Below are 12,975 nucleotides of genomic sequence, written 5' to 3'. Positions count from 1 at the left end.
TTATACAAGTTCTTTTTGTTTTTCTATTTAAAAAGTATATCTTTACTATACTGCTTTCCAGCAAGTAAATCATATTGGAGCATTTTATATTGCTCTAACATTTCTTTTTGTTCCTTTGTTAAATCTGTTATTTCTTCTCCATCTTTATTAACCTTTAACTCATCTCTAAGAACTGGTATTTCTTTATGCATTTCCGATAAAAATTGATAAAATGGTGATTGTTTTAATCCCGCATAATCAAAAACGAGACTAGAAAAATAAATCGGACTTACTAAACCTAAATTGTCATTTGGCAAATCGAAATTTGCATACATTAACAATGGCGTTTCTGACATAAGTAATCTTTCTCTTACCGTCTCTTCATTTTCTATATATCCTGCTTCTTTATAAATAGACTTATTAGTTCCTAACATAGGCAAATGATCTCCAAAGAAGACTAATAAAGTAGGCCTGTCTAAATCATCAAGCTGCTCGATTAAATATTGCAACGCTTCATCAGACAATCTTACCCCTTCTGTATATGCTTCTAATTCTGCCTTCGATTCCTCTTCTGTTAATCCACTAATTTCTATTTTATTTTCTCCAAACATATTTGGCGTATATGGAAAATGATTTTGCATCGTCACTGCATGAATAAACGTAGGTTGTTTTCTCTTCTTTAATTCATCTATGATTTCTTTACTCATAGATAAATCACTAACATTATCTCCAACTACTTCTGTATTTTTCATCGTGTCTTCTGCATTAAAATTATCGAATCCCAATGTTTTATATACATCATCCCTTTTATAAAAGGATCGATTAAAAGCATGAATTGCACTTGCATAATACCCTTGCTTTTTCAATTCACTTGCAATAGATGGAACTTCTTTCTGACTTGGGATAGCTTGTTGATATGGTATAGAACCAGGCATTAAAAGACTCATCGAGTAACTCGTTAATGCTTCAAATTCTGTATTCGCTGTATTCCCTCCAAATGTAGGAGCTATCGTTTGTCCCCCTGGAAAATTCTCTGTATAATGATGTAAATTCGGCACTGGATCTTCGCTAAATGAAAGATTCGCTAATTTTGTCGGATCCCAGAATGCCTCACTCATAATAAATATAATATTCGGCTTCTCTGCCTTTTTTTGCGCTTTTACTTTACCGCCATATTGCTTCTCTATATCCTTTGCAATTTGCTGCATATTTTCTTTTGAATATTTTTCTGGCTCTTGGATAACTGTCGTATCTAAGTTACTTAAAAATCCTATAACAAAACCATTCCCCTTATAATTTATAACTTGATTCCACGCGCGGATGTCTACCCCAGCTTTTGTAAATATATTGTTCATAAAGGTATTAGGGGCGTTACTATATGCATACAACATAAACGCAGAGCCACATATTAAAATAATCCTCATAATAATATGCGATTTTATAACTGGAATGTGCTTTCTTATATACATAATTACAAATATAAGTAAAACAATACTAACTACCATCAGGAACACATTCCAAAAACTGAAATAATCCATGACCATCGGTATAACCGTATCCATATGACCAATCTGTGTGAAATCAGACGGATAGAATGGCTCTCCTCTAAAGATGAGCTTAAAATGGTTCACCATTACAAAAATAAGTAAAACTAAGCTAGTTATCGTTGTACTTAAGAAAACCCTTCCAAGCAAATTATACGCAAAAACGTATACCATATAAATAAATAAAAGGCTTAATATATACTGTCCATATTGTAAATATACCCATGTATTTACTAATAGAAGGCTCATATCCTCCTGCACTAAGATATACGTCCAACTCATTGTATGAGCAATTAAAAATAATACGATGTGAACTCGGATAGCCGGCCTAAGCTTGTGACTAATACCTTTATTTAAATGAATGATGTATAATAGTACACTCCACAAAACAATAATGAGTATACTCAGCTGTATTTTCCCATTAAAAAATTCTTTAGTCCTCTCGAATTCGAAAGATCTTAACATAACAAAAAACAGCGTTTCTAAACAAATCGCCCACATTCCACTAAGAATGATAGAAATTAATAGGTTCTTCCTCGGCTGCTGAGGAGAAAAACTAAAATGAAATTCATCTCTTCTTCGTCGTTGTGTAAAAACATTAAAACGCAATTTATTCCCTCTTTCCTTTACCCCTTCGTCTCGCATCCACAAACATATTGTCATATACAAAATAACATATTTGTATACAGTTAGTCTCCCTATGTGTTTGTATTATACACGTGTATCCTTAATTTCCCCTTAAAAATACAGTGAAACTTAATAAGCCCGAACCACTCAGGATTGAACGGGATAAAACTTCTTCGCTCTATATTCCAACAGCATAAATGAACTATGCTTCATAAAATTATTACCATAAAAAAAAGAACCTACCAACACTGACAGGTTCTCCTTCATTCTAACAGACATTAACATATTTATTATATAAGAGAATACATCCATACTTTCCATATAATACATACAAGTACGATAACTACAAAATCAAAAAGATCTAATCTTGGGCCCTTCTTCATATTTATCTCTAGCCACATATGAATCCATTTTATTCTTGTATATTTTTGAATGTTTTTCTTTGCAAATCGATAAACGAGTACTTGCATAATAAAAAATCCGACTACGAAAATGAACAAGAAAATGAGAAAATCGACCACAAAATTCCTCCCTATTTTTGCAGCGATTTTTCTACTATTTGATTTCTCAAAACCCACTCTTCAAATTGAGCACTTCCAAATTCCCAGCTAAGATCACGAGCATGTACAGAAAAAACGTAATGACCAGCATATTCGTCCATAAATCTACCTGTCTCGATCTCATCTTTCTGAAGACCATATGCCCCAAAATTAAAATACACATCCCACACGTCTTCATTCTTCCGCTTATAAGCAATCGATTCCATATCACATTCTGTTCCGAAATAATCAAGATGTAAATGTACGCTATCATCATATTCGTAATCCATTTTATCACCCCTTATATTTGTACTTCTTTATCACCCGAAAAATTCCTTCTATCCACACTCACATATGGGCACTTACCTACATATCATGCTTGTAGAGTGACTTCTAGGAGGTGTCATATAGTGAAAAAATTAATAGCTGTTTTTTGCATCATGTTACTAGCTGTTTTCACATTTGCTGCTTGCAGTAGTAAAAAGGAAGGTACGAAAGAACAAACGCAAAACATTCGCATCGGCGAAGTTACCCATTCTCTCTTCTACGCCCCTTTATATGTCGGGATTGAAAAAGGATTTTTTAAAGATGAAGGATTAAATATTGACCTCCAAACAACAGCTGGCGGAGATAAAACGATGACCGCCCTATTATCTGGCGGAATTGATATTGCTCTCGTCGGCTCTGAAACGTCTATTTATGTTCATCAACAAGGTGCAAAAGACCCTATCATTAACTTCGCACAACTTACACAAACAGACGGAACATTTTTAGTTTCGCGTAAAAAATTAGACTCTTTTAATTGGAATGACGTAAAAGGTGTTACGTTTTTAGGACAGCGTAAAGGCGGCATGCCGCAAATGGTTGGAGAATACGTTTTAAAGAAAAATGGCATTGATCCCCACAAAGATACAAACTTAATTCAAAACATCGAATTTGCTAACATTGCAAGTGCCTTTGCATCTGGTACTGGGGAATTTGTACAGCTCTTTGAACCGACTGCAAGTATATTCGAAAAAGAAGGAAAAGGGTTTATCGTCGCTTCGTTCGGAAATGAATCTGGAACTGTTCCGTATACAACGTTCATGGCAAAAGAAAGCTTCTTAAAGAAAGATAAAGATGCTGCTGAAAAATTCACACGTGCGCTCTATAAAGCACAACAATGGGTTGATACACATAGTCCAGAAGAGATTGCTGACACCGTTTCTCCGTTATTTAAAGACACTTCAAAGGACATTACAGTAAAAGTAATTGAACGTTATAAAAAGCAACATTCTTATGCGACAAATCCGCTATTAGATGCTGAAGAATGGAAACAGCTCCAAACGATTATGAAAGAAGCTGGCGAATTACAAAAAGAAGTTCCACATGAAGCGCTCGTCAATACAAAAATTGCCGAAAGCGTTATTAAGAAATAGAGGCGAATTGTATGAGTTTTTTACAAATACGTAACGTTTCTCACTGCTTTTTCGCAAAAGAGAATGCCAAATTGATTCTCGAAGACATGAGTTTACAAGTGGAAGAAGGCGAATTTATTTCTATACTTGGTCCAAGTGGTTGCGGCAAAACGACACTCCTCTCCATTATTGCTGGGCTGCTTGATCCAATTGAAGGCATCGTCTTTTTAGATGGTGAGCCTATTACAACGAAAACTTCATCTATGGGGTACATGTTGCAGCAAGATTACTTGTTTCCTTGGAAAACAATTGAAGAAAATATTATGCTCGGACTTCACACCCGAAAAATTTACACTGAACAGACGAAAGAACATACTTTACAGCTTTTAAAACAAGTCGGTCTACATGATGTAGAAGAGCAATACCCTCGTGAACTGTCCGGCGGTATGCGTCAACGTGCCGCTCTCGTTCGAACGTTAGCGACCGATCCTAAAATTTTATTGCTAGATGAACCATTCTCAGCGCTCGATTATCAAACGAAATTGAAACTAGAAGATCTCGTTTTCAACTTACTACGCAAATATAAGAAAACGTCACTACTCGTAACACATGATATTGAAGAAGCCATTGCGATGAGTGATCGTATTTATTTACTACAAGCGAATCCTGGGAAAATTGCAAAAACATTTATCGTCCCTGAAAGCATCCGTTCCTTATCACCGTTAGAATCACGCCATCACCACGACTTCCCATCCCTCTTCCAAGATATATGGAAGGAGCTGGAGCGACTTGGATAATATAAAGCAACTACATGAACAGTTTCAGAAAAAAGAACGCAAGCGCGCATGGTTAGCACGCTCACTGCAGCTTTTACTGCTCATTCTTTTCTTTTCACTATGGGAAATAGCTAGCAAAAAAGAGTGGATTGATCCTTTACTCTTTAGCTCTCCTTCAAGCATTTGGGATCTCTTCCTTAGTAAATGGATTGACGGTTCGCTTTTGGTTCACATATGGACGACATTACTTGAAACAGGAGTAGGCTTCATTCTTGGCACAGTGCTCGGCGCTATTATCGCTACTTTCCTTTGGTGGATGCCACTTCTCGCTCGCGTGCTCGACCCCTATCTCGTCGTCCTAAACGCCATGCCAAAAGTGGCACTTGGACCTATTATCATTGTAATCTTCGGTCCAAATATTTCTTCGTCGATTGCAATGGGGGTAATCATTTCCATCATCATTACCATTCTCGTTATTTACAGCGCATTTCAAGAAGTCGATTCTAACTATATAAAAGTGATGGACACATTTGGCGCGAATAAATGGCAATGTTATAAGCAAGTCGTTCTCCCTGCATCCTTCCCAGCAATTATTTCAACGTTAAAAGTGAACGTTGGTTTATCATGGGTCGGTGTTATATTCGGCGAACTTCTCGTCTCTAAACAAGGTCTTGGCTACTTAATTAGCTACGGATTCCAAGTATTTAATTTCACGCTCGTCTTACTGAGCGTACTACTCACCTGCGTCCTCGCAACACTTATGTATGTGTTTGTTGAGGCATTTGAAAAACTTTTAATTGGAAAACGAAAAAGAAGCTGACTTAGAGCGATAGACTATAGTCAGCTTCTTTCTTTACCTTTTATCACACATCTTTGTTTCATTTGTAACGTTTCCATCCGCAACTGTAACTGTATGGAAACAATCTTTCACACGTACTGTAACGACATTTTCTTTTCGATCTATTACATGATAATCATCATACTTTTTATTTAATGCACTACGAATTTGCTCTCCTTCAAAAATCGGAAAACCGTGAGACATTACCCAAATGAGACCAGCAACCGCAAGAATCGTTTTCATACGTTTCATTACCTCCTTGAGAGTAAACTTATAGTCCCTACAATATGCGCATTATAATTGTGTCTAATTTGTGACATTTTTATACTAATTCTCTTTTAAAGCTTCAGTTCCTTCTTTTTTTTGCAAAAAAGACAGAATTTTCAATTTTATCAACATAAAAAACGCAAAGAACTAAAATTCTTTACGTTTTCTTGGCTAAAATATATACGTCTCATTATTGTCCGCTTTGTTGTTCTATCGTTTTTGAGATATCATCTAATCCCGACAACACTTCCGCTCTCATTTTTACAAGCTCAGGGAACTGATAGAAGAACGCAATTTTTTTATACTTTAACTCCGATCCTTCTTTCACCTTTTTTGAATCTTGCAAAATAAATGCTGTAAACGTATCTGCAATATCTTCCGCTACGTTTGTCGTTCCATACTGTGATACAAACTCCTCATGCTTTTCTTTAAAAAATTCAATTTGAGTTTCTTCACTTTCTTCCACTTTCTTTTCTGTCCACTCCTGCTCAATGTCCTTCCAGAAAGAGTTATAAAATTGATTAATATAAGATTTCCCCTTCGCACATCCCTCTTGTAAGAAAAGAGTTTCACAGTTATTTCGGTATGTTGAAATATCTTTATCTTCTTCAAAATCCTTTACATACTTTTCATCTACTGGTATTTGCTTATGCCCGAGCGTCAACACGTGAGCCGTCTCATGAATTAATGTTTTCATCACTTCATCGATATTTACCGCAGAATCAAGCGTATCTAAGCTAAGAATCCAATCTCTCGGATTCTCCATACTAGGCATAACGTGAGCAACAACACCGTCATAACCGTCCGTTATTAAATCAAATTCTGCTATATTCCCGCGATATTTAGCTGGAATGAGCGTGCGGTACATATCCCATAAGTCTTCATGATAACCTCTATCTTGACGCTGTTGTAGCACCTCTTCTTTCGCTTCTTTATCTTCAGCGAATACTTTATTTAAACGTTTCCGTTCTATTTTTTCAAAATAAGGATCTACAATTTCATCACCATCAATATAATAAGAAGCTAAAAAGAAATAATTTTCTTCATCCTCTTTTTTCTGCTCTGCCTCTTTCATATCCGCACTTTCATGCTCTTCTATATCATAATCCTCTACTGCTTCAAGCTCAGATAATCCATCTATTTTTTCATATATTTTTTGAAGTTTATTATCTCCTATTTCCACGCATTCTTCTTCTGTTTTACAAACTTCTTTTTCCTTCACACTCTTCATAGAACTATCGCACCCTGCTATTAAACCAATTGCGACGATAACCCCTACTAACTTGCCATACAGTCTCTTCATATAAACCTCCGTCGTTCCATTCTACAAAAATATCATAATCATTTTTTAACGAATATGCGATAATTAATTATACAAACTGTAAGGAGGTTTCTTATGATTCGAGCAGTCTTATTCGACTTAGATGGAACACTTTTAGATCGGTGCCAATCTCTAGAACAATTTATTTACGATCAATATAATCGCTTTGCCTCTCACTTAATGAGCATAGAAAAAACAGAGTATTGTTCTCGGTTTCTTGAACTCGATAATAATGGCTATACGTGGAAAGATAAGGTATATGCTACTCTCCTTTGCGAATACAATATTACCACTTTAACGCCAGAGCAACTGCTGCACGACTACATTACAAATTTTCAACATCATTGTATTCCTTTCCAAAACATGCATGAATTACTTCAACGTTTAACACAACAAAATATTAAAATTGGCATTATTACAAACGGCTTTACTGACTTTCAAACGAACAATCTCCGCGCACTAAACATACATACGTATACAAATACAATTCTCGTTTCCGAAGCGGAAGGAATTAAAAAACCACATCCTGAAATTTTCGAACGAGCTTTGCAAAAGCTAGACGTTAAAGCCGCAGAGTGTCTTTATGTTGGAGATCATCCAGAAAACGATGTGCTTGGTTCTGAACGAGTAGGGGTTCTTGGTGTTTGGAAGAGAGATTCGTTTTGGGGTGACTTTGAGCATTCACGTGTAGTGGATGATTTATTGGAGATACTTTCGTTTTTAGAGGTAGAGATGAAAACAAAATAATAGTAAATAAATTATATCAGCGATTTTCACAATATATCCACTTACCGACAATAACAAGAGGAGGTCGCTACTCTAGCGCCTCCTCTTCCTTTATGATTCATATACTGTAAACTGCGGTTTACTCGGATGATCCTTAACTAGCGCATCATCTGGAAACTTTGAAACTTTTTGATATAAGGCAATGTCACCGATACAACTCGCTGTTAGTAAAATTCCTAAAAATGAGAGTGGCTCCAGATTCATAACTAATCCCAATACAATTGGCAAAATTCCAGTCGGTAAAAACGGCAGCATTAATACTTTCTTTATTTGCTTTACTGTAATCACCTGTTTAGAATGAGCATATGCAACACCTAATTTCCAATTGACACCCCATTTTAGTTCGCTCCACGGAACACCTCCGATATAACGAAACCCTATTAAATGTATCGCTTCATGAATACAAATGAGAACAATCATTCCAATAATCAAAAGAAACATAACGGGCAATGTAAATTCAAATTGAACCCCGCCTGAAAGAAATATATGCAAATAACCAATTCCAAACGCCAAAGCGAATATTATAAGAAATGCATAGATATTTAATTTAACCATTGAAACAGTAACAGTCGTTTCTTTTCTGTTATCCATCTTCCCCCTCCTAAAATGTAAATATATCTTCACAAAATTGTATAATATACCCAAAAGTATATAAAGATATATTTACATTTATTCTTACACACAAAAAAAGAAACCGGCCACTTTACTTCGTAAAACAGCCGATTTCTTCTATATGTTTCATCGTGCGCGCCAGTACATCGTCACGCATTATAAAGCTAAATTTTCTATCCGTTTTAATGTTATCAGGAATGTCTGTTAATAAAACAGACCCTTTCGTTTCTTCGTAATGCGTATGTTCTTCTACCGCACTAATCGTTGCAAAATAAATGTTTTTAATGATTATTTTGTCTTTTCCAGATACTTTATATTGTCCTAAGTAAGTTAAATCAGAAACTATGCCGCCAGTTTCTTCATGAACCTCTCGAACTGCCGCTTCTTCCGGTGTTTCCCCTAATTCTACTTTACCACCTGGAAATTCAAGACCGCGACGTAAATGATGCGTTAATAACCATTGATCCCCGTACCGGCATACAACCCAAACATGCTTTGGCTCAGGAGAAAATGGATAACGTTCAAACGATAATTGTACAGTGTTGTGGTAATAATCTTTAAATTTGTACATGCCATTACTCCCCTATTGATGGTTACAAGTTTTTCCTACCACAAATTGTAGCATATTCTCGCTTTTCTGCATAATATTATCCAATTACAATCCATTGATTATTCCCATTTGCGCGACTAATTCTTTCGTCTCATGATTACCTAAATCGTAAATCATTTTATATGCTTTTTGTAGTTGTTCATCATATCGGTCATTATTCGAATCGTGATGATACTCAACAAATGGAACGTGAGAACGTACAAATGAACCTAAATCCTCTACATATGCTTGATCAAAGTACTCTCTTAACTCCGTAATTTCCTCATCACTTGCGGAAATCTCAAAATTATACGTATCCGCCGTCTTCACTTGTGAAATTTGACCGTTTCCTATTGATATATAATATGTTTTTTTCGTCTCCATGTAACACCCTTCTTTCATCCTTTTAATTTCTATTGTTTTCATCAATTACAAAATTATGTAAAATAAAGAAAAGGAGGGATTCCATGTTCAAAATATTAATTATCGGTATTATAATCGTCCTAGTCATACTAGTACTCTCCGTCATGACGATTAATAAAGGCTACGCTTATAAACATTCTGTTGATAAGCCAGAAGATAACCCTTATACAAAAAACAGCAAGAAGAATTCATAATACGCTTCATATACTACTTATTTTAGCCCACATCATATCCAGCATTCGTTTACTGACAGTTCACCATAACTTTCTACTACTTTCACAATTTCTATTAGGAGTTTTACTGCTTCTTATTACCATTGAGCAAATAAGGAAAAAGGATTCAGGAACTAGATTTATTTGTATTGTTGCAGGTGCTTTCATTTAGATTGTTATCATCATTACCTACATAAACTAGAAGGAGGGCTTTTATGTTAAAAGGCGTTCGAATTACTTTTGCACTTATCACTTTATCTATAGCAACCTATAGTTTTATTAGCGGTAACAGAGACATTATGCCTTACATGTTCATTTTCTTAGGGGCTATGGCTTTCACTATAGGTTTAGAGGAAATAAAAAAACAGAAACAATCTAGCAGCATACTTGCTTTCATGACCGGAGCTGGTGCTTTATTACTTGGCTTCTCAGAAATATTTCGGTAAGTCGTTTATTTAAAAAAGGGGGAAATAATATGCTAAAAACCTTTCGCATATTATCCGCTCTTATCGTCATCGTTCTCGCTCTATCCGTAATATTTACAAACGCACTTGTTACAATGCCTTATATGCTCATCGCCTTATATGCTCATCGCCTTATCTGTTATGACCTTCATCATGAGCGCAGAAGAAAAACAGAAACAAAAGAAAGTACATAGTACACTCTCCTTCTTTTCTGGCGTATTCACTTTAATCGTCGCTATTGTTATTATTTTCTCTCGGTAACTTCTCTTTCTACTAAGGAGGGCTAAAATGCATATTAGACAAATACAACTCATCATCGTTTTTATTACTTTAATCTTATGCTTATACAGCACCTTTACAATGAACTTTCAAATCTTTTCACCTATCATTTTGTTCCTCTTTAGTTTATATGGCATTTTAGTAGGAATTGAGACGATTCAAAAACAGCAAAAACAAATTGGAACTATTAGCATCGGCTTAAGTCTTTTTACGATTGTTTTTGTTATTCCATTTATAATGTTCTTTTAAAGGAGGATTATATGTTAAAAAACATTCGAATTATAATCGCCACTATCGCACTTATTCTCGCCCTATTTAGCTTCTTCGCAAACCTCTCTATGCTTTTACCATACGTTTTTATCCTTTTGAGTATTATGTTTATCCTTTTTGGAATTGATGAAATAAAAGAGCGGCAAAAAGCAAAAGCATTTGTTTATTTTCTCGGTTCTGCCTTTATTTTATATGTTGGGGTGTCTAGTATACTTTCATAAAAAAGAAGAGCATGTTTTGCTCTTCTTTAACTCACCATTTTCAATCCAATAATCGTCCCCATAATTCCAACGATACAAATAATCCGAAAAGCATTTTTCGGCTCTTTAAAAAATAAAATACCAACAACCGCTGCACCAAGAGTCCCAATTCCAGTCCAAACTGCATATGCAATTGATAACTGAATTTCTTGGAGCGCCATCGTTAAAAATTGAAAACTAATAATAAATCCACCTATTAAAATAATATTATTCGTCCAATTATTATCTTTTGCTACTTTCTTTATCCCAATTACACCGACAATTTCAAAAAGCCCAGCTATAATTAAATACATCCACGCCATTTTATTTCACCTCTTCCTTGTCGCCACTAAATTTCAATCCGATAATAAATAGTGCTAATAAACAAACAAGGAAAATTTTGATAAATGAGAACGGCTCTTTAAAATATAAAATATCTGCTACTATCGTTCCCACTGTCCCAATTCCAGTAAATACTGCATATGCCGTTCCAATTGGGATTCTTTTAGTTGCTTCAATTAATAGATGAAAACTAACTAAAATTGCAATAAGTGTCAAAATGCTCATCGAATTTGTTTTTAATCCTGTTGCCCAATATATTTCGATTAAGCCTCCAAATACTAAATACAGCCACGCCCTATTTGTACTAATCTCCTTTTTCTTTTTCAGTTCTTCTTTTACCTCTTGTCGTATTTCTTGCTTTAGCGAACTACGTTTCTTTTTGGGAAAAAAGATATACGACATCGCCCATATAAAATGAATCATAAGTACCGATGTCCAAACACTGATAATGGTATTAATAGTTTCATTTTTATAAAAGCCTATTTGTTTATTCAAAATCCATTCTTTCATATGAAGAATATAAGATCCACTTGGTAACTCTTGAGCTGGTACAAGCCCTATTAGAAAAATAAATAAAAGCTGCGCAAGAATGAAAATGCCCACATGTTTATAAAAGTATTGCCGCTCTAATCGTGCGTGCTCCTTTCCATATAGCTTCTCTTTTTGCATAGCTGTCATTTATCTTCCTCCTTTTTCAAAAAAAAATCTACCATTTCATCTATATACTTCATTGTTTCCGAATCAAGTCCATATACTTTTGCAATCTCCCCCTCTTCAGGCCTAATTAATTCCCAATACTTATTTATTAATTGTTCATCTTCTTGAAATATATGCATGGAAAAAGCCACTACTTTCTCCGCCAATTGTTGAACTTCTGGTGAATCTACTGGTTCATTTATACGCTCGCGAATTTCTCTTAATACTTGCAACCACTCTTTCGTTCTTTTATCGTTTTCTTCAAATGTTGGTAAGCCCTGAATAATCTGCTGCTCTTCCTCATTAAAATATCTTTTCCAAAATTTCTCCCTCTGATCAATTCCCTGTACTGATTTTATAAATAACATTAAATCTTCTGTTCTAAGCTCTCCTGTTAATTCAATGGAATGAAATGTTGTATATAATAGCTTTTCTAATTCCTGTAATCTTTTTACTTCCCCTTGTATCGTTTGAATTTCATTTTGAATCGCATTCTTCCATCTTTCTTCTTCTAAAACCCCCTTTGCTTCTTTTAATACTCCTTTTATTTCTGAAAGCTTAAAACCAAGCTTTTTAAAAGTTGTGATTTGCTGCAATGTAATTACATCATCTTTTGAATAGTAACGATATCCTGAGTCAGCAACGTAAGACGGTTTTAACAATCCAATTTCCTCATAATATCTAAGTGCCCTCGTCGTTACATTCGTTTCTTTTGAAATTTCCCCAATGCTATACTTATCCATCATTTCCTCCCTTTACTTTATTTACCTCTACT

At 35.0% G+C, this 12,975-nt stretch carries 20 protein-coding genes and 1 pseudogene; 10 read left to right on the top strand and 11 right to left on the bottom strand.

Going from position 1 to position 12,975, the window contains the following annotated elements; all coding sequences use genetic code 11:
• Positions 1-23: 23 nt before the first annotated feature.
• From ACUN0F_RS09055 to ACUN0F_RS09045, 3 genes are all read right to left on the bottom strand, one after another.
• A complete protein-coding gene (locus tag ACUN0F_RS09055) occupies positions 24-2,168 on the bottom strand; it encodes an LTA synthase family protein (protein ID WP_046956551.1) in 2,145 nt (714 codons plus the stop codon).
• 272 nt (positions 2,169-2,440) lie between these two features.
• Positions 2,441-2,671 (bottom strand): hypothetical protein, encoded by a 231-nt coding sequence (locus tag ACUN0F_RS09050; RefSeq protein ID WP_046956123.1) that lies wholly within the window; start codon positions 2,669-2,671, stop codon positions 2,441-2,443.
• Between the two features lie 11 nt (positions 2,672-2,682).
• Complete coding sequence (locus ACUN0F_RS09045; RefSeq protein WP_088123584.1) at positions 2,683-2,979, bottom strand: DUF3986 family protein; 297 nt, start codon at positions 2,977-2,979, stop codon at positions 2,683-2,685.
• A 120-nt stretch (positions 2,980-3,099) separates the two neighbouring features.
• On the opposite strand from ACUN0F_RS09045, the gene ACUN0F_RS09040 reads away from it, so the two are divergent.
• From ACUN0F_RS09040 to ACUN0F_RS09030, 3 genes are read left to right on the top strand one after another with little or no spacing between them, the layout of a single operon-like run.
• Complete coding sequence (locus ACUN0F_RS09040) at positions 3,100-4,107, top strand: ABC transporter substrate-binding protein (RefSeq protein ID WP_046956121.1); 1,008 nt, start codon at positions 3,100-3,102, stop codon at positions 4,105-4,107.
• An 11-nt stretch (positions 4,108-4,118) separates the two neighbouring features.
• On the top strand, positions 4,119-4,883 hold the full coding sequence (locus ACUN0F_RS09035) for an ABC transporter ATP-binding protein (protein ID WP_000009055.1): 765 nt from the start codon (positions 4,119-4,121) through the stop codon (positions 4,881-4,883).
• The gene (locus ACUN0F_RS09030; RefSeq protein ID WP_000368763.1) at positions 4,876-5,682 is read left to right on the top strand and encodes an ABC transporter permease; all 807 of its coding nucleotides are present in this window, start codon (positions 4,876-4,878) and stop codon (positions 5,680-5,682) included. The genes ACUN0F_RS09035 and ACUN0F_RS09030 overlap by 8 nt, the downstream gene beginning before the upstream one ends.
• Before the next feature lie 33 nt (positions 5,683-5,715).
• On the opposite strand, the gene ACUN0F_RS09025 is transcribed toward ACUN0F_RS09030, so the two are convergent.
• Positions 5,716-5,943: a hypothetical protein gene (locus ACUN0F_RS09025; protein ID WP_000849118.1), complete on the bottom strand. Its 228-nt coding sequence runs from the start codon at positions 5,941-5,943 to the stop codon at positions 5,716-5,718.
• 214 nt (positions 5,944-6,157) lie between these two features.
• Positions 6,158-7,270, bottom strand: a complete 1,113-nt coding sequence (locus tag ACUN0F_RS09020; RefSeq protein ID WP_000827053.1) for a hypothetical protein — start codon at positions 7,268-7,270, stop codon at positions 6,158-6,160.
• Between the two features lie 93 nt (positions 7,271-7,363).
• Between ACUN0F_RS09020 and ACUN0F_RS09015 the strand changes: the two genes are divergently transcribed.
• Complete coding sequence (locus ACUN0F_RS09015) at positions 7,364-8,035, top strand: HAD family hydrolase (protein WP_445539394.1); 672 nt, start codon at positions 7,364-7,366, stop codon at positions 8,033-8,035.
• Positions 8,036-8,125: 90 nt separating this feature from the next.
• Here the strand turns inward: ACUN0F_RS09015 and ACUN0F_RS09010 are convergent, their stop codons facing one another.
• The 3 genes from ACUN0F_RS09010 to ACUN0F_RS09000 all read right to left on the bottom strand — a co-directional run bounded on the left by ACUN0F_RS09010 (position 8,126) and on the right by ACUN0F_RS09000 (position 9,659).
• Positions 8,126-8,665 carry a DUF3267 domain-containing protein gene (locus ACUN0F_RS09010; RefSeq protein WP_445539393.1) on the bottom strand — a complete coding sequence of 180 codons (540 nt, stop codon included), beginning with the start codon at positions 8,663-8,665 and terminating at the stop codon, positions 8,126-8,128.
• 112 nt (positions 8,666-8,777) lie between these two features.
• On the bottom strand, positions 8,778-9,257 hold the full coding sequence (mutTA, locus tag ACUN0F_RS09005; protein ID WP_000276386.1) for an antimutator 8-oxo-(dGTP/GTP)ase: 480 nt from the start codon (positions 9,255-9,257) through the stop codon (positions 8,778-8,780).
• Between the two features lie 84 nt (positions 9,258-9,341).
• Positions 9,342-9,659, bottom strand: a complete 318-nt coding sequence (locus ACUN0F_RS09000; RefSeq protein ID WP_000448410.1) for a hypothetical protein — start codon at positions 9,657-9,659, stop codon at positions 9,342-9,344.
• Between the two features lie 83 nt (positions 9,660-9,742).
• On the opposite strand from ACUN0F_RS09000, the gene ytzI reads away from it, so the two are divergent.
• From ytzI to ACUN0F_RS08970, 6 genes and pseudogenes are all read left to right on the top strand, one after another.
• Positions 9,743-9,892, top strand: a complete 150-nt coding sequence (gene ytzI / locus ACUN0F_RS08995) for a YtzI protein (RefSeq protein WP_000472802.1) — start codon at positions 9,743-9,745, stop codon at positions 9,890-9,892.
• Positions 9,885-10,082, top strand: coding sequence for a DUF3953 domain-containing protein (locus ACUN0F_RS08990; protein ID WP_445540814.1), 198 nt, complete (start codon positions 9,885-9,887; stop codon positions 10,080-10,082). Before ytzI ends, ACUN0F_RS08990 begins: the two co-directional genes overlap by 8 nt.
• A gap of 43 nt (positions 10,083-10,125) precedes the next feature.
• Entirely contained in the window at positions 10,126-10,356 is a 231-nt protein-coding gene (locus ACUN0F_RS08985) for a YczI family protein (protein WP_445539392.1), read from the top strand.
• Positions 10,357-10,385: 29 nt separating this feature from the next.
• A pseudogene (locus ACUN0F_RS08980) lies at positions 10,386-10,635 on the top strand (DUF3953 domain-containing protein).
• A gap of 27 nt (positions 10,636-10,662) precedes the next feature.
• On the top strand, positions 10,663-10,902 hold the full coding sequence (locus ACUN0F_RS08975) for a hypothetical protein (RefSeq protein WP_000548108.1): 240 nt from the start codon (positions 10,663-10,665) through the stop codon (positions 10,900-10,902).
• A gap of 11 nt (positions 10,903-10,913) precedes the next feature.
• Positions 10,914-11,144 (top strand): YczI family protein, encoded by a 231-nt coding sequence (locus tag ACUN0F_RS08970; protein ID WP_046958653.1) that lies wholly within the window; start codon positions 10,914-10,916, stop codon positions 11,142-11,144.
• Between the two features lie 26 nt (positions 11,145-11,170).
• Here ACUN0F_RS08970 and ACUN0F_RS08965 read toward each other — a convergent pair whose 3' ends face one another.
• Genes ACUN0F_RS08965 through ACUN0F_RS08955 form a run of 3 tightly spaced genes read right to left on the bottom strand, consistent with a single transcriptional unit; the run spans position 11,171 to position 12,943 of the window.
• The gene (locus ACUN0F_RS08965; protein WP_076540986.1) at positions 11,171-11,485 is read right to left on the bottom strand and encodes a DMT family transporter; all 315 of its coding nucleotides are present in this window, start codon (positions 11,483-11,485) and stop codon (positions 11,171-11,173) included.
• A 1-nt stretch (position 11,486) separates the two neighbouring features.
• Positions 11,487-12,182: a DMT family transporter gene (locus ACUN0F_RS08960; RefSeq protein WP_193672207.1), complete on the bottom strand. Its 696-nt coding sequence runs from the start codon at positions 12,180-12,182 to the stop codon at positions 11,487-11,489.
• Positions 12,179-12,943 carry a MerR family transcriptional regulator gene (locus ACUN0F_RS08955; RefSeq protein WP_445539391.1) on the bottom strand — a complete coding sequence of 255 codons (765 nt, stop codon included), beginning with the start codon at positions 12,941-12,943 and terminating at the stop codon, positions 12,179-12,181. Before ACUN0F_RS08955 ends, ACUN0F_RS08960 begins: the two co-directional genes overlap by 4 nt.
• Positions 12,944-12,975 lie beyond the last annotated feature (32 nt).

Source organism: Bacillus sp. 1A (genome assembly GCF_052682215.1).
This window is presented reverse-complemented; position numbering and strand designations above follow the sequence as displayed.